This is a genomic window from Rhodanobacter sp. B05, assembly GCF_002001085.1.
Classification (GTDB): Bacteria; Pseudomonadota; Gammaproteobacteria; order Xanthomonadales; family Rhodanobacteraceae; genus Rhodanobacter.
The window spans coordinates 115,240-133,303 of the sequence record NZ_MUNU01000019.1; the positions used below are offsets into that span (position 1 = coordinate 115,240).

Consider the following 18,064-nt stretch of genomic DNA (forward strand, 5'->3'; position numbering starts at 1 on the left):
GCTGCAACTGGCGATCAGTCGGCCTTGTTGAACTGTTCCTTCAACAGCGCGCCGAGCTTGGTCGTGCCGCTGGCGGCAGAGGAGTAGTCCACCGCGGCCTCGGGAACGTCTTCCTCGTCCTTGGCGCGAATCGAGAGTGCCAGCTGGCGACCCTTGCGATCCATGCCGGTGAACTTGGCCTCGACCTTGTCGCCCACCTTCAGGTGCAAGGTGGCATCGTCGATGCGCTCCTTGGCGATGTCGTTGGCGCGCAGATAACCCTCGACGCCTTCGCCCAGGTCGATCACCGCACCCTTGGCATCGACTTCCTTGACCGTGCCGTTGACGATGCTGCCACGCGGATTGGCCGCCATGAACTGGCCGAACGGGTCCTGCTCCATCTGCTTGATGCCCAGCGAGATGCGCTCACGCTCCGGATCCACCGCCAGCACCACGGCCTCGATCTCCTCGCCCTTCTTGAAATCGCGCACGAGATCTTCGCCGGATACCTGCCAGGAGATGTCGGACAGGTGCACCAGGCCATCGATGCCGCCGTCCAGGCCGATGAACACGCCGAAATCGGTGATCGACTTGATCTGGCCGGAGACCTTGTCGCCCTTCTTGTGCATCGCTGCGAAGGCTTCCCACGGGTTCGAGCGGGTCTGCTTGATGCCCAGCGAGATGCGGCGACGCTCTTCATCCACGTCCAGCACCGTCACTTCGGTCTCGTCACCGACCTGAACCACTTTGGCCGGGTTGACGTTCTTGTTGGTCCAGTCCATCTCGGACACGTGCACCAGGCCTTCCACGCCCGGCTCGATCTCGACGAAGCAGCCGTAATCGGTGACGTTGGAGACCTTGCCGAAAATGCGGCTGCCGACCGGGTAGCGACGCGAGATGTTCACCCAAGGATCGTCGCCCAGCTGCTTCAGGCCCAGCGAAACGCGGTTGCGCTCCTTGTCGTACTTCAGCACGCGCACGTCCAGCTCGTCGCCGACGTTGACCACTTCGGACGGATGACGCACGCGCTTCCACGCCATGTCGGTGATGTGCAGCAAGCCGTCGATGCCGCCCAGATCCACGAACGCGCCGTAATCGGTGAGGTTCTTCACCACACCCTTGACGACGGCACCCTCGGTCAGGCGCTCCAGCAGCTTCTCGCGCTCCTCGGAGAACTCGGTCTCGACGACGGCGCGGCGGCTGACCACCACGTTGTTGCGCTTGCGGTCCAGCTTGATGATCTTGAACTCGAGTTCCTTGCCCTCGAGGTAGGTCGGCTCGCGCACCGGGCGCACGTCGACCAGCGAGCCCGGCAGGAACGCGCGGACGTCCTTGATGTCGACGGTGAAACCACCCTTGACCTTGCCGGAAATCATGCCGACGATGGTCTCTTCCTTGTCGAACGCCTGCTCCAGGTCGTCCCACACCATCGAGCGCTTGGCCTTCTCGCGCGACAGCTTGGTTTCGCCGAAACCGTCTTCCAGGGCTTCGAGGGCTACCTTCACCTCGTCGCCAACCTGCACCTCCAGCACCCCGTCTTCGCTCTTGAACTGCTCGATCGGGACGATGCCTTCGCTCTTCAGGCCTGCATTGATCACGACGACGTCGTTGCGAATTTCCACAACGATGCCGGTGACGATGGCGCCGGGCTTCAGCTTGGAGATGGCCTGCTGGCTCTGTTCAAACAGTTCGGCAAAACTTTCAGTCATGTTGATTCCATAATGGGAAAAGACCATCGGATCCGTCGCGCCCTGATTGGGTATTGCGCACGAACTTTCCGGTCCACCGGTTGGGGATGTCTTCGACGGCTCGCAGAGCCGATCGTCGCCACCGTGAGTCAAAACCCCCTGCCGCGGCAGGGGCACAAAAGCTGCCGTGCAATCCGCTCAGGACCGCACGACAGCAAGTACTTTCGCAACGACCTCGTCGATACCCATACCGGTGGTGTCCACCAGTACGGCATCATCGGCGGGCTTGAGTGGCGCGACCGCACGCGATGCATCGCGGCTGTCACGCGCCTCAATTTCGCGCTGAAGGCCGCCAAGTGTAACGCTGAGCCCCTTTTCCTTCAACTGCTTATAGCGTCTTTTCGCCCGCTCGGCGGCACTCGCTGTGAGGAAAACCTTGTGCGCCGCGTCAGGGAAGATCACCGTACCCATGTCGCGCCCGTCCGCAACCAGCCCGGGCGTCTTGCGAAAGCCCAGCTGCAGCGCCACCAGGGCCTCGCGCACGGTCGGCATCGAGGCAATCGCCGAGGCGGCCGCACCGGCGGTTTCGGTACGCAACTCGTCGGTGGCGTCGTGGCCGTTGACGATCACCCGGGTTTCGCCACCGTCCGTGGCCGCCCGGAACTGGATCCTGGTTTGCTGCGCGCAGCGGGTCACCGCCTCCACATCCGACAAATCCACCCCGCCCATGCCCCCGGCGTAGCCTACCGCCCGGTACAAGGCGCCCGAATCCAGCAGCCGCCAGCCCAGTCGCTCGGCCACCAGGGCGCTGACCGTGCCCTTGCCCGATCCCGACGGCCCGTCGATGGTGAGTACGGGAACGGGGGTGGCATGGCTCATGACAACATCCTGGCGGCATGGGAAAAACCGGCAGTCTAGCGCGTTGACCGCACCGGCAACGCGTGCTATCTAGCCGGTCTACCCAGCCTGCAAGCGATGTCCCATCCAGCTGATGAACGATCTTCGTCGCGAGTTCGACCAGGCAGCCCGGGATGTCAAGCAACTGGCCAAACGCCCGGACAACGACACCTTGCTGAAGCTCTATGCACTCTACAAGCAAGGCTCCGAGGGTGATCTCAAGCGTGCCCAGCCCGGCTTCTTCGACTTCGTCGGCACCGCCAAGCACGAAGCCTGGGCGCAGTTGAACGGCGTCCCCGAAGAGGAAGCCATGCGTCGCTACATCGCACTGGTACAGCAGCTACTGGCCTGACACGAAGGGCGACGTCTCCGCAGCGCTTGCTTTCGGGGACCGAACACCGGCACATTCATACGATCGTTTGAGCCCTCCGTGGATCGCATGAACTATCCCCACCTGTTTGCCCCGCTCGATCTGGGTCATGTCACCTTGCCCAACCGGATCCTGATGGGATCGATGCATACCGGGCTGGAGGACAAAGCCAGCGACTACAACAAGCTGGCGGCGTATTTCGCCGAACGGGCCCGCGGCGGCGTGGGCCTGATGGTCACCGGCGGCATCTCACCCAGCATCGAGGGGTGGCTGAAACCGTTCGGCGGCCGGCTCACGCTGCCCTGGCACAAGCCGCGCCATCGCAAACTGACCCGCGCCGTGCACGCCGAGGGCGGGCGTATCTGCATGCAGATCCTGCACGCGGGGCGCTACGGCTACCACCCGTTGTCGGTGGCGCCCTCAAAGATCAAGTCGCCAATCACCCCGTTCACTCCGCGCGCGCTCTCCGCGCGTGGGGTGGAGCGCACCATCAACGATTTCGTGCATTGCGCGAGGCGCGCCCGGGACGCCGGCTACGATGGCGTCGAGGTCATGGGTTCGGAAGGCTATTTGATCAACCAGTTCATCGCCGCACGCACCAACCGGCGCAGCGATGCGTGGGGCGGCGATGCGGCGCGACGGATGCGTTTTCCGGTCGAAATCGTGCGCCGCACGCGCGAAGCCGTGGGGCCCGACTTCATCATCATCTACCGTCTTTCGATGCTTGACCTGGTCGAGGACGGCCAGGACTGGAGCGAGATCGTGGCGCTGGCCAAGACCATCGAGGCCGCTGGCGCCAGCATCATCAACACCGGCATCGGCTGGCACGAGGCGCGCATCCCCACCATCGTCACCAGCGTGCCGCGCGCCGGTTTCGCCTGGGTCACGCAGAAGCTCAAGGGTGAGGTGGCAATCCCGCTGGTAGCCACCAATCGCATCAACATGCCCGAGGTGGCGGAACGCATCCTGGCCGACGGCGAAGCCGACATGGTGTCGATGGCGCGCCCGCTGCTGGCCGATCCTGCCTGGGCGAACAAGGCGAAGGCCGGCCGCAGCGAGCGCATCAACACCTGCATCGCCTGCAACCAGGCCTGCCTCGATCATGTGTTCCAGAACAAGCGGGCCAGTTGTCTGGTCAATCCGCGCGCCTGTCACGAGACCGAGCTGAAGATCGAGCCGGCCAGCACGCGCAAGCGCATTGCGGTGATTGGTGCCGGACCAGCCGGCATGGCCTGCGCCAGTAACCTGGGCGAGCGTGGCCATGCCGTGACGCTGATCGATAAAGCCCGCGAGATTGGCGGCCAGTTCAACTACGCCAGGCAGATCCCGGGCAAGGAAGAATTCCACGAGACACTGCGCTATTTCCGTCATCGACTGAGCGATGCCGGCGTCGACGTGCGACTGGGCCAGACCGCAGATGCGGCGTTACTGCATGCCGGTGGCTATGACGAAGTGGTGATCGCCACCGGTATCACCCCGCGCACGGTGAGCTTCCCCGGCAGCGATGATCCGCGTGTGCTGAGTTATCTGGATGTACTTGCCCGTCACCAGAGCGTTGGCGCGAAGGTGGCGATCATCGGCGCGGGCGGTATCGGCTTCGACGTCGCCGAGTATCTGGTGGAGGCAGCGCCATCGCCCACGACCGATGTAACGCGCTGGACCCGCGAATGGGGCGTGGACATGACTCTCGAAAAGCGCAGCGGACTGCAGCCCCCGCGCCCGGAAACGCCGACGCGACAGGTCTGGTTGCTCCAGCGCAGCGAGGGGCGCCCCGGCGCACGACTGAACAAGACCACCGGCTGGGTGCACCGCGCCACGCTAAAAGCCAAGCGGGTAACCATGCTGGGCAAGGTCGGCTATGAGCGCTTCGACGATCAGGGTCTGCACGTCACCGTGGATGGCAAGCCGCAGATCCTGCCGGTCGACAACGTCGTGGTATGCGCGGGCCAGGAGCCCAACCGCGGCCTGGCCGAAGAGCTGATCGCCGCCGGCCTGACCGTGCACGTGATCGGTGGCGCCGACGTGGCAGCCGAGCTGGATGCCAAGCGCGCCATCGATCAGGGCACCCGCCTCGCCGGCACGATCTGAGCCGCGGCAAGTCACCGACGGCGGAAAAGAAAAGCGCCCCGCAGGGGAGACGCATCGACATGGGTTCAGGGGGGGAGTTGAACCGGATGTCGTATTTAGCGTCGCTGCGGGGCGAGGGCCGCCGCCACTAGGGGGGAGGGGAAGTGGCGGGACGAAGGGGAGTTTATGATCGACGCGATAAAGTATCCAATATATATTTCGTGCCTGATTAATTCGAAATCGCTATATGTTCGACTTCCGCCAGTTGCGCTACTTCGTGGCCGTCGCCGAGGAGCTGAGCTTCACGCGTGCCGCCTTGCGCCTGCATCTGTCGCAACCCCCGCTTTCCCAGCAGATCCAGTCGCTGGAGCAGGACCTTGGCGTGCGACTGCTGGAGCGCAGCAAGCGCCAGGTCAAACTGACCGAACCGGGGCGGGTCTTTCTTGAACAGGCCCGGCAGATCCTGGCCAAGGCGGACGAGGCACGGGGCCAGGTGGCTGCCGCCGCGGCGGGCTACAGCGGTCACTTGCGCCTGGCCTATACGGTTTCGGTCTCGTTTCACCCGGCGCTGCCGCGGACCTTGCTGCGCTACGGGCAGATCGCGCCCAGGGTCGGCCTGAAGCTGGTCGAGATGTATACCGAACCGCAGTTCGCCGCCCTGCTCGCCGACGAGATCGATGCCGGCTTTGTACGCAGCGAACCGGTGCATGCGCAGGATGCCCGTCGCCTGCGTTTGAATGTGATCGACCGCGAGCCGCTGTTGCTGGCCATGCCAGCCAGGCATCCGCTGGCAGGTCACAGCAGCCTCGGTCTGGCCGAGGTTGCCGGTGACTCGTTTGTATCCCAGCCGCGCGAACTCGCCGCCACCTTGTACGACCGCCTGGTAACCCTGGCCAACAACGCCGGATTCCAGCCATCCATCGTGCAACAGGCCCAGCAGATCAATGGCTTGCTGGCGCTGGTCGCCGCCGGCTTGGGATTGGCGCTGGTGCCGGCCAGTCTGCGCGCGGTACGCCTCGGCGGCGTCAGCTATGTGCCCCTGGAGGATCCCGACGCCTTCCTGCTGCTGGCCGTGGCGTGCCGTGCCGATGACCAGTCCCCCGCCCTGCAGCAATTCCTGGCCACCGTGGCAGAAACGTCGGTCGCACCGAGCTTGTGACAAGTCATTGGAATGGCTATACTTGCGAGCTTGAATTTTTCTTTTAGTGTCAGGAGCTGGCCGTGAAGGTGCTTAACTCTTTGAAGTCCGCCAAGGCGCGGCACCGCGACTGCAAGATCGTGCGTCGTCGCGGCAAGGTGTTCGTGATCTGCAAGAGCAATCCCCGTTTCAAGGCTCGTCAGCGCTGAGTCCAGCGTGGAACGATGCCGCAGAAAGGCCGCATGCGCGGCCTTTTTTGTGGCTGAGGATACCGCTTGCGGCGACCACGCCGCCGCAACGCCAGATCACCGTCACTCGTAGCGGACGTCGATGATCTCGTAATGCTTGACGCCGTTGGGGGCAGTGAACTCGAAGCTGTCGCCCGCGCTCTTGCCGATCAGCGCGCGGGCGATCGGCGAGGTCACCGCGATCAGGCGCTGCTTGATGTCGGCCTCGAGGTCACCCACGATCTGGTAGGTCACCGCGGCGCCACTGTCCTCGTCCTCCAGATCGACGATTGCCCCGAACACCACCCTCTTGCCCGGGTTGAGCCGGGCGATATCGATCACCTCGGCCGTCGACAGCAGGGCTTCCAGCTGGGCGATGCGCCCCTCGGTGAAGCTTTGCAGCTCACGCGCCGCATGGTATTCGGCGTTTTCCTTGAGGTCGCCGTGGGCCCGCGCCTCGGCGATCGCTGCAATGATGCGCGGGCGATCGGTGGATTTCAGCTTTTCCAGTTCCGCACGCAGGCGTTCGGAACCAGCCTTGGTAATCGGCGGACGACTCATGCGCTGAGCTCCTTGTGCAATTCCTGCAGGCTGTGAACCTCGCCGTCACCGCGGAAATCCAGCGAGTGCACCAGCGCGCGGGCACCGGCCACGGTCGTGGAATACGTGACGCGATGCTGCAATGCCTCGCGCCGGATCGAGAAAGAGTCGGCGATCGCCTGCTTTCCCTCGGTGGTGTTGACGATATAGACGATCTCGCCATTCTTGATCGAATCGACGATATGCGGACGCCCCTCAAGCACCTTGTTGACGCGCTCGCAGGCCACACCATGCCCGGCCAGATAACTCGCGGTGCCTGATGTTGCAACCAGGCTGAAACCGCGCGCAATGACCTCTTTCGCCACCGGCAACAGACGCTCCTTGTCGCCATCACGTACCGACAGGAACACCTTGCCTACGGTCGGCGGGCGGATTCCCGCCGCTTCGTGACCGCGCGCGAATGCGGCACCGAAACTGCGGCCCACGCCCATCACTTCACCGGTCGAACGCATTTCCGGGCCGAGGATGGGATCGACATTCTGGAACTTCAGGAACGGGAAGATCGCCTCCTTCACCGAGTAGTACGCGGGAATCACTTCGCGCGTCGCACCCAGGCTGGCCAGCGAACGACCGGCCATCACGCGGGCAGCGATCTTCGCCAGCGGCACGCCGGTGGCCTTGGACACGAACGGCACGGTGCGCGAGGCGCGCGGATTCACTTCCAGGATGAACACCGTGTCGCCCTGGATCGCGAACTGGGTGTTCATCAGGCCGATGACCTTCAGCTCCTTCGCCATCGCGGTGGCCTGGCGGCGCATCTCGTCCTGGATCTCCGCGCTCAGCGAATACGGCGGCAGCGAGCAGGACGAATCGCCCGAATGCACGCCGGCTTCCTCGATGTGCTCCATGATGCCGCCGATCAGCACGTTGCCCTCGGCGTCGGCGATCACGTCCACGTCGACCTCGACCGCGTGATCGAGGAAGCGGTCCAGCAGCACCGGCGAATCGTTCGACACCTTCACGGCGTCGCGGATGTAACGCGACAGATCGGCGTCGTCGTGCACCACTTCCATCGCGCGGCCGCCGAGCACGTAGCTCGGCCGCACCACCAGCGGATAACCAATCTCACGCGCCAGCGCCAGCGCCTCGTCGGCATTGCGCGCGGTGCGGTTCGGCGGCTGCTTCAGGCCGATCTTCTCGATCATGTGCTGGAAGCGCTCGCGGTCCTCGGCCAGGTCGATCGAATCCGGGCTGGTGCCGATGATCGGTACGCCGGCCGCCTCCAGCGCCCGTGCCAGCTTCAGCGGAGTCTGCCCGCCGTACTGCACGATCACGCCCTTCGGTTTCTCGACATGGACGATTTCCAGCACGTCTTCCAGCGTCAGCGGTTCGAAGTACAAGCGATCCGAAGTGTCGTAATCCGTCGACACGGTTTCCGGATTGCAGTTGACCATGATGGTTTCGTAGCCATCCTCGCGCAGCGCCAGCGAGGCGTGCACGCAGCAATAGTCGAACTCGATGCCCTGCCCGATCCGGTTCGGGCCGCCGCCGAGCACGATGATCTTGTCACGATCGGTCGGGTTGGCTTCGCATTCTTCCTCGTAGGTCGAATACATGTAGGCCGTGCTGGTGGCGAACTCGGCCGCGCAGGAATCCACCCGCTTGTAGACCGGACGCACACCGAGCGTGTGGCGCAGATGGCGTACCGCCGCCTCGTCCGTGCCCAGCAATTCGGCGATCCGCGCATCGGCAAAGCCGAGCCGTTTCAGTTCGCGCACGCGCGGCGCGTCGAGCGCCGTGATGCCCTGCGCCGCAACCTCCGCCTCGGCCAGCACGATGTCCTCGAAGGCGGCAAGGAACCACGGATCGACCCGGCTCAGTCCGTGGACTTCTTCCAGCGTCAGGCCGGCGCGAAACGCGTCGGCGAGATGGAATACGCGGTCCGGACGCGGCTCGCGCAGCTCGCGTTTGAGCGTAGCCACGCCGGCCTCGGTGCTGATGTCCAGCCCGGTCGGGTTGAGGCCGGTCTTGCCGATCTCCAGCCCGCGCAGCGCTTTTTGCAGCGACTCGTGGAAGGTACGGCCCATCGCCATCACCTCACCCACGGACTTCATCTGGGTGGTGAGGCGCGCGTCGGCGGAGGGAAACTTCTCGAACGCGAAGCGCGGAATCTTGGTGACCACGTAGTCGATCGACGGCTCGAACGAGGCCGGGGTCAGGCCGCCGGTGATGTCGTTCTTCAGCTCGTCCAGCGTGTAACCGACCGCCAGTTTCGCCGCGATCTTGGCAATCGGAAAACCGGTGGCCTTCGATGCCAGCGCGGACGAACGCGACACGCGCGGATTCATCTCGATGACGACCACGCGACCGTCCTCGGCATTGATGCCGAACTGCACGTTGGAGCCGCCGGTATCCACGCCGATCTTGCGCAACACCGCGATGGATGCATCGCGCAGCCGCTGGTATTCCTTGTCGGTGAGCGTCTGCGCCGGCGCCACGGTGATCGAGTCGCCGGTATGCACGCCCATCGGATCGAGGTTCTCGATCGAGCACACAATGATGCAGTTGTCCGCGGTGTCGCGGACCACTTCCATCTCGAATTCCTTCCAGCCGAGTACGGATTCCTCGACCAGCACCTCGCTCGTCGGTGAAAGCTCCAGACCGCGCTTGACGATCTCCTCGAACTCTTCGCGGTTGTACGCGATGCCGCCACCGGAGCCGCCGAGCGTGAAGCTGGGTCGGATCACGGTCGGGAAGCCGACCTTGGCCTGGGTTTCCAGCGCCTGCTCGAACGTGCGCGCGATCTCGGCCTTGGGGCATTCCAGTCCGATCTCGCCCATGGCGACGCGAAACAGCTCGCGGTCTTCCGCCATGCGAATCGCTTCGCGCCTGGCACCAATCAGCTCGACGTTGTACTTCTCCAGCACGCCGTTGTCGGCGAGATCGAGCGCGCAGTTGAGGCCAGTCTGGCCACCCATCGTCGGCAGCACCGCGTCCGGCCGCTCCTTGGCGATGATGCGCTCGACCGTCTGCCAGTTGATCGGCTCGATGTAAACCGCGTCGGCGGTTTCCGGGTCGGTCATGATCGTGGCGGGGTTGGAGTTCACCAGGATCACCCGGTAACCCTCTTCCTTCAGCGCCTTGCAGGCCTGCGCGCCGGAATAGTCGAACTCGCAGGCCTGGCCGATCACGATCGGGCCGGCACCGATGATGAGGATGCTCTTGATATCGGTACGCTTGGGCATCTCAGCGGGGCTCCTGCATCAGTGCGGCGAATCGTTGGAACAGGTAGCCGACATCGCGGGGACCGGGGCTGGCCTCGGGGTGGCCCTGGAAGCAGAAGGCGGGGCGGTCGGTCAGCGCGAAGCCCTGCAGCGAGCCGTCGAACAGCGAGACATGGGTCGCCCGCGCGTTGCTCGGAAGGCTGGTCGGGTCCACGGCGAATCCGTGGTTCTGCGAGGTAATCAGCACACGACCGTCGTCCAGATCCTTGACCGGATGATTCGCGCCGTGGTGGCCGAACTTCATCTTCAGCGTCTTGCCGCCTAGTGCCAGCGCCATGAGCTGCTGGCCCAGGCAGATGCCGAACAACGGGACTCTCGCGTCGAGCAGCTCGCGGGTCGCCGCGATCGCATAATCACAGGCGGCCGGATCACCCGGACCATTGGAAAGGAACACGCCGTCCGGTTTCATCGCCAGCACGTCGGCGGCAGGCGTCTGCGGTGGCACCACGGTGACATTGCAACCTTGCTCGGCGAGCAGGCGCAGGATGTTGTGCTTGGCGCCGAAGTCGTAGGCCACCACCTTGAAGCGCATCGCCGGCTGATTGAATGTGGCGCGATCGAGGTCGTAGACACCCTGGTTCCACACGTACGACTTTTTCGTGCCGACCACCTTGGCCAGGTCCATGCCATTGAGGCCGGGGAACGCGCGTGCCTTGGCCAGTGCGTCCTCCACGTCGACGCGTTCCCCCGCCACGATGCAACCGGCGAGCGCACCCTTCTCGCGCAGAATGCGGGTAAGCCGGCGAGTATCGATGCCGGCGATGGCCACCGTGCCATGACGAATCAGGTAATCGGGCAGGCTCCCCTTGCTGCGCCAGCTGCTGGCGCAGCGCGGCACGTCGCGCACGATCAGGCCGGCGGCATGCACCAGAGTGGATTCGACGTCCTCGTCGTTGATGCCGGTATTGCCCACATGCGGATAGGTCAGGGTGACAATCTGGCGTGCATAGGAAGGATCGGTGAGGATCTCCTGATAACCGGTCATCGCCGTGTTGAACACGACCTCGCCGATGGTTTCTCCGGCCGCGCCAGCGGCGTGGCCATGGAACACGCTGCCATCTTCGAGGGCAAGCAGAGCGGGTTGAGGCATTGCGATGTCCGCCTTTTGGATGCAGCAAAGTCCGCAAGCCGCCGCATTGCTGGCTTGTGGAGCTTGGGAGGGAAACGGTCTGGGCGGGTTGAAATGATAGGCTGCGACTGTGTTTCTGTCCACCTTATGTCGACTGAACCCGCGCTCTCCGAATCTGCTGGCACAGCCCGGAGAGAGCTAAACTAGGCCTTATTTCAATGGAGCTGAATATCCCATGCGTGCTGCTGTCCTGCTCGATCCCGCGCGCCTCGATCGCCCGGATACCGTGGTGCAGCAGGACCCCTTCCCGTTCATGGTGGCCCATGGCCAACTGCCCGACGAAGTGCGCGGAGACATCGATCGCGACTTCCCGCGCTACGCCAGCGCCGGCTTCTTTCCCTACGACCCGGTTGACTGCGGCCCCAGCGTCAACGCGCTGGTCGAGAACATGACGTCCGCGGCTTTTGCTCGCGCCGTCGGGCTGCGTCTGGGCATCGAGAACCTCGACCAGTACCCGACCCTGGTGACCCTGTGCCGCCTGCTGAACAAGCGCCACGGCACCATCCATACCGACAGCAAGTCGAAGATCGCCACCGCGCTGATCTATCTCAATGCGCAGTGGCCGGACAGCAGCGACGGCTGCCTGCGCTTCCTGCATCGCATCGATGACATCGACAGCGTGGTGGCGCCCGAACTGATACCGCTATATGGCGAATTCGCGGTGTTCAAGCGTTGCGAGAATTCCTTCCACGGCCACCTGCCCTACGAAGGCGAACGGCGGGTCATCCAGGTCGCCTGGCTGACCAGCGAAGAAGAAAAGCTGCGCAAGACCAAACGCGGGAAATTCTCCCGGGTGTTCAAGAAAGTATTCGGCCGGCTGGACACCAGGCTGGGCGCCGGTCGCGATCGCAACGCCTCGCATCGCGACTGAGGAAATCACCTCAGCGGGGCGTGGCGATCACGTCATCCAGTTGCCAGTGGCCCGGCTCGCGACCTGCCAGCCAGTACGCCGCCTGCATGGCTCCACGTGCGAAGATCGAGCGATCGGTGGCGCGATGGATCAACTCCAGTCGCTCCCCCATTCCGACCAGCATCGCCGTGTGCTCGCCGACGATATCGCCGCCTCGTACCACCGCAAACCCGATGCTGCCATCGTTCCGCTCGCCGGTCCGCCCTTCGCGGTGGTACACCGCCGCCCGCTCCAGTGTGGTCTGCCGTGCATCAGCGGCAACGCGGCCGAGCGCCAGTGCGGTGCCCGAAGGTGCGTCCTGCTTGCGACCGTGGTGCGCCTCGACGATTTCCACATCCCAGGCCCGAAGCGCTGCGGCAGCCTCACGCAGCAATCGCGTCAGCACCGCCACGCCGAGACTGAAATTGGCGGCACGCAGGACCGCCATGCGCTTGCCGGCGTCGGCGAGTCGCGCTTCCAGTGCAGCATCCAGACCGGTGGTTCCACTGACCAGGGCGGTGCCATGGATCTGGCAGTGATCGAGTGCCGCCGCCAATCCCGTCGGTCCACTGAAGTCGATCACCACGTCGATTGCCGGTGCATGACTCCACTCGTGCGCATAGCGCAACGAATCGGCAGCACCGGGAAACACGGGCCGACCGTCGTGTGCCGACTCCGCGGCGACGACCGCATGGACCAGCGTGAAGCGGTCATCGGCGCCAAGCAGATCAAGGAGCGCACTGCCCATGCGACCGGAAGCACCATTGATGGCGAGGCGAAGGGGGCGTGTCATCGGTGATGCGCTCCGGTGGATGGCAGGAAAGCGTTATGCGGTGACTTTCGACCAGAAATCCTTGACGCCATCGACCCAGCCTTTGGCGCGCGGCGTGTGCTTGCCGGCATCGTTGCCGTCGAAGGTAGCCTCCAGCGATTCCAGCAATTCGCGCTGCTGCTTCGTGAGGCGCACCGGCGTTTCCACCACCACGCGGCAGATCAGGTCGCCATGTCGGCTGCTGCGCACCGATTTCACGCCGCGACCGCGCAGGCGGAACTGGGCGCCGGTCTGCGTTTCCGGGGGAATGCTGATCGGCACCTCGCCGTCCAGCGTCGGTACCGGCAGCTCGGCACCCAGCGCGGCCTGCGAGAAGCGGATCGGCAGTTCGCAGTAGAGATCGTTGCCGTCGCGCTGGAAGATCGCGTGCTCGCGCACATGCACTTCCACGTACAGGTCGCCGGCCGGGGTGCCGGATTGACCAGCCTCGCCCTGCCCGCTCAGGCGGATGCGATCACCGTTGTCGACGCCCTCGGGAATCTGCACCGACAACGTGCGGGTCTCCTCGATACGGCCCTCGCCGTGACACTTCCTGCACGGCTTCTCGATCGCCTGGCCGGTGCCGCCGCAATGCGGGCAGGCCTGCTGGATCGAGAAAATGCCGTTCTGCATGCGCACCTGGCCGTGGCCGTGGCAGGTCTTGCACTTGCTGACCTTGCCATCCTCCGAACCGCTGCCGTTGCAATGGTGGCAGTTGACCTGGGTGGGTATCTCGATCTGCCGGCTGACGCCGAACACGGCTTCTTCCAGATCGAGCTCCATGATGTAGCGCAGGTCGGCACCGCGCCGCGGACGGCCGCGACCGCCGCCGCTCCGGCCGAAGATATCGCCGAAAATGTCGCCAAAAATGTCGCCCACATCGCCAAAGCCGGCGCCGCCGCGACCGCCCATGCCATGCTCGAAAGCGGCATGACCGTGCTGATCGTACATCGCGCGCTTCTGAGCGTCGGACAACACCTCGTAGGCTTCCTTGGCCTCCTTGAACTTGTCTTGTGCCGCAGGGTCGTCCGGGCATCGATCCGGATGATATTTCATCGCCAGTCGACGGAAGGACTTCTTCAGTTCGACCTCGCCGACGCTGCGCTCGACACCCAGCACCTCGTAGTAGTCACGCTTGCTCATCATGCATCCACACTGCTTCGTTGCGCCCCTGCCGGCAGGCGAAGGCCATGACCGCATTCAGCACACAGCCCGCGCCGGGAAATCCCGGCCGCGGGCTGGTGCAGTCGACCGTGCCGGGAACGGCTGCACGGCTGCCGACCGATGATTACTTGTCGTCCTTGACCTCGGTGAACTCGGCATCCACCACGTCGTCGGGCTGCGCCGAACCGCCAGGCGCGGACTGCGCACCGGCGTCGCCGGATGCAGACCCCTGCGCCGCGGCATACAGCGCCTGGGCGACCTGCTCCAGCTTTTCGACCTTGGCCTCGATCGCCGCCTTGTCTTCGCCGTCCTTGACCTTTTCCAGATCGGACAACGCGCCCTCGATGCTGCTGAGCTGATCGGCCGGTACCTTGCCGCCGTGCTCCTTCAAGGCGCTGCGCGTGGCGTGCACCAGCTGGTCGGCCTTGTTGCGGGTGGCCACCAGCTCGTGGAACTTCTTGTCCTCTTCCTTGTTCGCCTCGGCGTCGGCAACCATCCGCTGGATCTCTTCCTCGGACAGGCCGGAACCGGCCTTGATCTCGATCTTCTGTTCCTTGCCGGTCTTCTTGTCCTTGGCCGACACGTGCAGGATGCCGTTCGCGTCGATGTCGAAGGTGACCTCGATCTGCGGCATGCCGCGCGGTGCCGGCTCGATGCCCTGCAGGTCGAACTTGCCCAACGACTTGTTCGCGTTGGCGCGCTCGCGCTCACCCTGCAGCACGTGCACAGTTACCGCAGTCTGGTTGTCGTCGGCGGTGGAGAAGGTCTGCGCCGCCTTGGTCGGCACCGTGGTGTTCTTCTCGATCAGCTTGGTCATCACGCCGCCCATCGTCTCGATGCCGAGCGACAGCGGGGTCACGTCGAGCAGCAGCACGTCCTTGACGGTGCCGCCCAACACGCCGCCCTGGATCGCCGCGCCGACAGCGACAGCCTCGTCCGGGTTGACGTCCTTGCGCGGGTCCTTGCCGAAGAAGTCCTTCACCGCCTCCTGCACCTTGGGCATGCGGGTCTGGCCACCGACGAGGATCACCTCGTTGATGTCGGACACGCGCAGGCCCGCGTCATTCAACGCGGTACGGCACGGCTCGATGGTGCGCTTGACCAGATCCTCCACCAGCGCCTCGAGCTTGGCCCGGGTCAACTTGATGTTGAGGTGCTTGGGACCGGACGCGTCGGCCGTCACGTATGGCAGGTTGACGTCGGTCTGGTGGTTGCTGGACAGCTCGATCTTGGCGCGCTCGGCGGCGTCCTTCAGGCGCTGCAGCGCGAGTGGATCCTTGCGCAGGTCGATGCCCTGCTCCTTCTGGAACTCCTCGACCAGGTAGTCGATGACGCGCATGTCGAAGTCTTCGCCACCGAGGAAGGTATCGCCGTTGGTGGCCAGTACCTCGAACTGCTTCTCGCCATCGACCTCGGCGATCTCGATGATCGACACGTCGAAGGTGCCGCCGCCGAGATCGTACACCACGATCTTGCGGTCGCCGCCCTTCTTGTCCAGGCCATAGGCCAGCGCGGCCGCGGTCGGCTCGTTGATGATGCGCTTGACGTCGAGGCCGGCGATCTTGCCCGCGTCCTTGGTCGCCTGGCGCTGGCTGTCGTTGAAGTAGGCCGGCACCGTGATCACCGCCTCGGTGATGGTCTCGCCGAGGTAATCCTCGGCGGTCTTCTTCATCTTCATCAGCACCTTGGCGGCAATCTCCTGCGGCGCCATCTTCTTGCCGTCGGAGGTCTGCACCCAGGCGTCACCGTTGTCGTGCGCGATGATGCCGTAGGGCACGATATGCAGGTCCTTCTGCACCTCGGCATCGGTGAACTTGCGGCCGATCAGGCGCTTCACCGCGTAGAACGTGTTTTTCGGATTGGTCACGCTCTGGCGCTTGGCCGAGGCACCGACCAGAACTTCGCCGTCCTTGTTGAAGGCGACGATGGACGGCGTGGTGCGATCGCCTTCCGAGTTCTCGATGACCTTGGCGGTGCTGCCGTCCATCACGGACACGCAGGAGTTGGTGGTGCCCAGGTCGATGCCGATGATCTTGCCCATGTGTATGCTCCGAATCTGTTGACGGCCCCGCGGCCGCGATGGTTTCCAGATGGGGGTCTGCCGTGGCGATTCAATGCCGGCAAGGCCTCCGATGCGATTTCGTCATCTTCGTCGGCGCGGCATTCAGACCGCCGCCAACTGATTTGTTCTCAGTCCGCGGCGACGGCGACCAGCGCCGGACGCAGCAGCCGATCATTCAGCACATAGCCCTTCTGCAGCACGCTGACCACGGTACCCGGCGCCTTGCCCGGTGCCTCGACCATGCTCACCGCGTGATGACGCTCCGGATCGAGCGGCAGGCCCAACGGATCGACCTGCACCATGCCGTGGCTTTCGGCCACTTTCAGCAGAGCCTTCAGGGTCAGGCTGATGCCCTCGCGCATCGACGCCAGGTCACCGCCCTCGACCGCCAGACCACTTTCCAGACCGTCGTATACCGGCAGCAGCTCGTTCAGCAGCTTCTCGTTGGCGAACCGGCGGGCTTGCTCCAGGTCGCGATGCAATCGACGACGCTGGTTTTCGATTTCGGCCTTTTCCCGCAGCACCGTCTCGCGCAGCTCGGCATTGCCGGCTTCGAGCTCGGCCACGCGGGCCTGCAACCGGGCAATCTCCACAGCCGCGGATTCATCCGGCGCGCCTGGATCCAGCGCCTCGTCGTGCGACTGAGGGTCGTTGTCGTGCATGCATCACTCCCAACAAAAGTCCGTGGCCGGCACCAATGCCTGCCTTCCAATTCAACAAAATCCCGCCTCTGTGGCCGGTTATAGGGTCGTCGCGACGCGATTCAAGGCATCGCTCAACAATCCGGCCGTCGCCTGCACCACCGGGATCACCCGTTCATAGGCCATCCGGGTCGGCCCGATTACCCCGACCGCGCCCAGCACCCGTCCCTGCGCACCATAGCTGGCGGTCACCACGCTGCAACCGTCCAGTGCCGCGAAACCCGATTCCTCGCCGATGAACAGGCGTACGCCAGGTGCCCTGGCACAGACCTCCATCAGTTGCAGCAACTCGTTCTTCTGCTGGAAAGCATCGAACAATTCACGCAACCGCTGCAGGTCGGCCAACTCGGAATACGCCATCAGGTTGGTCTGGCCGCTGACCAGCACGTCGGCACCACTGGCCTGTGGCGCGAACGAGGCGGTGGCGAGCTCCACCGTGGTCGCCAGCAGACGGTTGAGCTCGCTGCCGGTCTCGCGCACTTCCGCCAGCAGGTGCGCGCGGATGTCGTCCACGCGCAGGCCGGCGAAATGGCTGTTGAGGTAGTTCGCCGCCTGCTCCAGCTCGCGGCTGACCAGGGGTTTGGCCAACTGCACGATGCGGTTCTGCACCTGGTTGTCGGTGAACACCAGGATCACCAGCACGCGCGCGTCCGGCAGCGCCACGAAGTCGATATGGCGCAGCGGGAAGTCCACCTGGCGCGGCACCGTGACGACACCTGCGAAGCGGGTCATCGCCGACAGCAGGGTCGAAACGTTGCCGAGCAGATCCCGCGTTGTGGTCGGCCCCGGCGGCAGTTCGCTCTGCAGGCGCTCCATTTCCTTGCGCGGCAGCGGCTGCAATTCGATCAGGCTGTCCACGAACAGGCGCAGTCCGCGCGGCGTGGGTACACGGCCTGCCGAAGTGTGCGGCGAGGCGACCAGGCCGGCATCTTCCAGGTCGGCCATGATGTTGCGGATCGTCGCCGGACTCACATCCAGGCCGGACGAGCGCGACAGCGTGCGCGAACCCACCGGCTCGCCGTCGACCAGGTATTGGGCGATCAGCGTGCGCAACAGGCGCCGGGCGCGGGCATCGAGATCGTGGCCATGTGGATTGATCATGTCTGTAGCAATTCCTG

The 18,064-nt window shown here is 64.5% G+C and carries 15 protein-coding genes; 5 read left to right on the forward strand and 10 right to left on the reverse strand.

Annotated elements, in window-relative coordinates; all coding sequences use genetic code 11:
* Positions 1 to 14 precede the first annotated feature (14 nt).
* Both rpsA and cmk read right to left on the reverse strand, forming a co-directional pair.
* Positions 15 to 1,688, reverse strand: coding sequence for a 30S ribosomal protein S1 (gene rpsA, locus B0E47_RS14025; protein ID WP_077514899.1), 1,674 nt, complete (start codon positions 1,686 to 1,688; stop codon positions 15 to 17).
* Between the two features lie 177 nt (positions 1,689 to 1,865).
* Positions 1,866 to 2,546: a (d)CMP kinase gene (gene cmk, locus B0E47_RS14030; RefSeq protein WP_077514900.1), complete on the reverse strand. Its 681-nt coding sequence runs from the start codon at positions 2,544 to 2,546 to the stop codon at positions 1,866 to 1,868.
* 112 nt (positions 2,547 to 2,658) lie between these two features.
* Here cmk and B0E47_RS14035 point away from each other — a divergent pair, with 112 nt between their 5' ends.
* The 4 genes from B0E47_RS14035 (at position 2,659) to ykgO (ending at position 6,348) form a co-directional block, all read left to right on the forward strand.
* Entirely contained in the window at positions 2,659 to 2,916 is a 258-nt protein-coding gene (locus B0E47_RS14035; protein WP_077514901.1) for an acyl-CoA-binding protein, read from the forward strand.
* 87 nt (positions 2,917 to 3,003) lie between these two features.
* Positions 3,004 to 5,022 (forward strand): NADPH-dependent 2,4-dienoyl-CoA reductase, encoded by a 2,019-nt coding sequence (locus B0E47_RS14040; protein ID WP_077514902.1) that lies wholly within the window; start codon positions 3,004 to 3,006, stop codon positions 5,020 to 5,022.
* Positions 5,023 to 5,248: 226 nt separating this feature from the next.
* Positions 5,249 to 6,160, forward strand: a complete 912-nt coding sequence (locus B0E47_RS14045; RefSeq protein WP_077514903.1) for a LysR substrate-binding domain-containing protein — start codon at positions 5,249 to 5,251, stop codon at positions 6,158 to 6,160.
* A gap of 62 nt (positions 6,161 to 6,222) precedes the next feature.
* Positions 6,223 to 6,348 (forward strand): type B 50S ribosomal protein L36, encoded by a 126-nt coding sequence (gene ykgO / locus B0E47_RS14050; RefSeq protein ID WP_007080705.1) that lies wholly within the window; start codon positions 6,223 to 6,225, stop codon positions 6,346 to 6,348.
* Positions 6,349 to 6,450: 102 nt separating this feature from the next.
* Here ykgO and greA read toward each other — a convergent pair whose 3' ends face one another.
* From greA to carA, 3 genes are read right to left on the reverse strand one after another with little or no spacing between them, the layout of a single operon-like run.
* Complete coding sequence (gene greA / locus B0E47_RS14055) at positions 6,451 to 6,927, reverse strand: transcription elongation factor GreA (RefSeq protein WP_077514904.1); 477 nt, start codon at positions 6,925 to 6,927, stop codon at positions 6,451 to 6,453.
* Positions 6,924 to 10,151, reverse strand: a complete 3,228-nt coding sequence (carB, locus tag B0E47_RS14060; protein ID WP_077514905.1) for a carbamoyl-phosphate synthase large subunit — start codon at positions 10,149 to 10,151, stop codon at positions 6,924 to 6,926. The genes greA and carB overlap by 4 nt, the downstream gene beginning before the upstream one ends.
* Before the next feature lies 1 nt (position 10,152).
* Entirely contained in the window at positions 10,153 to 11,280 is a 1,128-nt protein-coding gene (gene carA, locus B0E47_RS14065) for a glutamine-hydrolyzing carbamoyl-phosphate synthase small subunit (protein ID WP_077514906.1), read from the reverse strand.
* 214 nt (positions 11,281 to 11,494) lie between these two features.
* On the opposite strand from carA, the gene B0E47_RS14070 reads away from it, so the two are divergent.
* A complete protein-coding gene (locus tag B0E47_RS14070; protein ID WP_077514907.1) occupies positions 11,495 to 12,190 on the forward strand; it encodes a 2OG-Fe(II) oxygenase in 696 nt (231 codons plus the stop codon).
* A 10-nt stretch (positions 12,191 to 12,200) separates the two neighbouring features.
* Here the strand turns inward: B0E47_RS14070 and dapB are convergent, their stop codons facing one another.
* The 5 genes from dapB to hrcA all read right to left on the reverse strand — a co-directional run bounded on the left by dapB (position 12,201) and on the right by hrcA (position 18,047).
* Entirely contained in the window at positions 12,201 to 13,001 is an 801-nt protein-coding gene (dapB, locus tag B0E47_RS14075) for a 4-hydroxy-tetrahydrodipicolinate reductase (protein WP_077514908.1), read from the reverse strand.
* 33 nt (positions 13,002 to 13,034) lie between these two features.
* The gene (gene dnaJ, locus B0E47_RS14080; protein ID WP_077514909.1) at positions 13,035 to 14,162 is read right to left on the reverse strand and encodes a molecular chaperone DnaJ; all 1,128 of its coding nucleotides are present in this window, start codon (positions 14,160 to 14,162) and stop codon (positions 13,035 to 13,037) included.
* Between the two features lie 145 nt (positions 14,163 to 14,307).
* Entirely contained in the window at positions 14,308 to 16,224 is a 1,917-nt protein-coding gene (gene dnaK, locus B0E47_RS14085; protein ID WP_077514910.1) for a molecular chaperone DnaK, read from the reverse strand.
* A gap of 149 nt (positions 16,225 to 16,373) precedes the next feature.
* Positions 16,374 to 16,907, reverse strand: a complete 534-nt coding sequence (grpE, locus tag B0E47_RS14090; RefSeq protein ID WP_077514911.1) for a nucleotide exchange factor GrpE — start codon at positions 16,905 to 16,907, stop codon at positions 16,374 to 16,376.
* A 78-nt stretch (positions 16,908 to 16,985) separates the two neighbouring features.
* Entirely contained in the window at positions 16,986 to 18,047 is a 1,062-nt protein-coding gene (gene hrcA, locus B0E47_RS14095) for a heat-inducible transcriptional repressor HrcA (protein WP_077514912.1), read from the reverse strand.
* Positions 18,048 to 18,064 lie beyond the last annotated feature (17 nt).

Coding starts and splice junctions, on each gene's coding strand:
- carA (WP_077514906.1), bottom strand. CDS start 11,280: ATGCCTCAACCCGCTCTGCTTGCCCTCGAAGATGGCAGCGTGTTCCAT.
- dapB (WP_077514908.1), bottom strand. CDS start 13,001: ATGACACGCCCCCTTCGCCTCGCCATCAATGGTGCTTCCGGTCGCATG.
- rpsA (WP_077514899.1), bottom strand. CDS start 1,688: ATGACTGAAAGTTTTGCCGAACTGTTTGAACAGAGCCAGCAGGCCATC.
- B0E47_RS14070 (WP_077514907.1), top strand. CDS start 11,495: ATGCGTGCTGCTGTCCTGCTCGATCCCGCGCGCCTCGATCGCCCGGAT.
- B0E47_RS14035 (WP_077514901.1), top strand. CDS start 2,659: ATGAACGATCTTCGTCGCGAGTTCGACCAGGCAGCCCGGGATGTCAAG.
- hrcA (WP_077514912.1), bottom strand. CDS start 18,047: ATGATCAATCCACATGGCCACGATCTCGATGCCCGCGCCCGGCGCCTG.
- B0E47_RS14040 (WP_077514902.1), top strand. CDS start 3,004: ATGAACTATCCCCACCTGTTTGCCCCGCTCGATCTGGGTCATGTCACC.
- grpE (WP_077514911.1), bottom strand. CDS start 16,907: ATGCACGACAACGACCCTCAGTCGCACGACGAGGCGCTGGATCCAGGC.
- B0E47_RS14045 (WP_077514903.1), top strand. CDS start 5,249: ATGTTCGACTTCCGCCAGTTGCGCTACTTCGTGGCCGTCGCCGAGGAG.
- dnaK (WP_077514910.1), bottom strand. CDS start 16,224: ATGGGCAAGATCATCGGCATCGACCTGGGCACCACCAACTCCTGCGTG.
- cmk (WP_077514900.1), bottom strand. CDS start 2,546: ATGAGCCATGCCACCCCCGTTCCCGTACTCACCATCGACGGGCCGTCG.
- dnaJ (WP_077514909.1), bottom strand. CDS start 14,162: ATGAGCAAGCGTGACTACTACGAGGTGCTGGGTGTCGAGCGCAGCGTC.
- greA (WP_077514904.1), bottom strand. CDS start 6,927: ATGAGTCGTCCGCCGATTACCAAGGCTGGTTCCGAACGCCTGCGTGCG.
- carB (WP_077514905.1), bottom strand. CDS start 10,151: ATGCCCAAGCGTACCGATATCAAGAGCATCCTCATCATCGGTGCCGGC.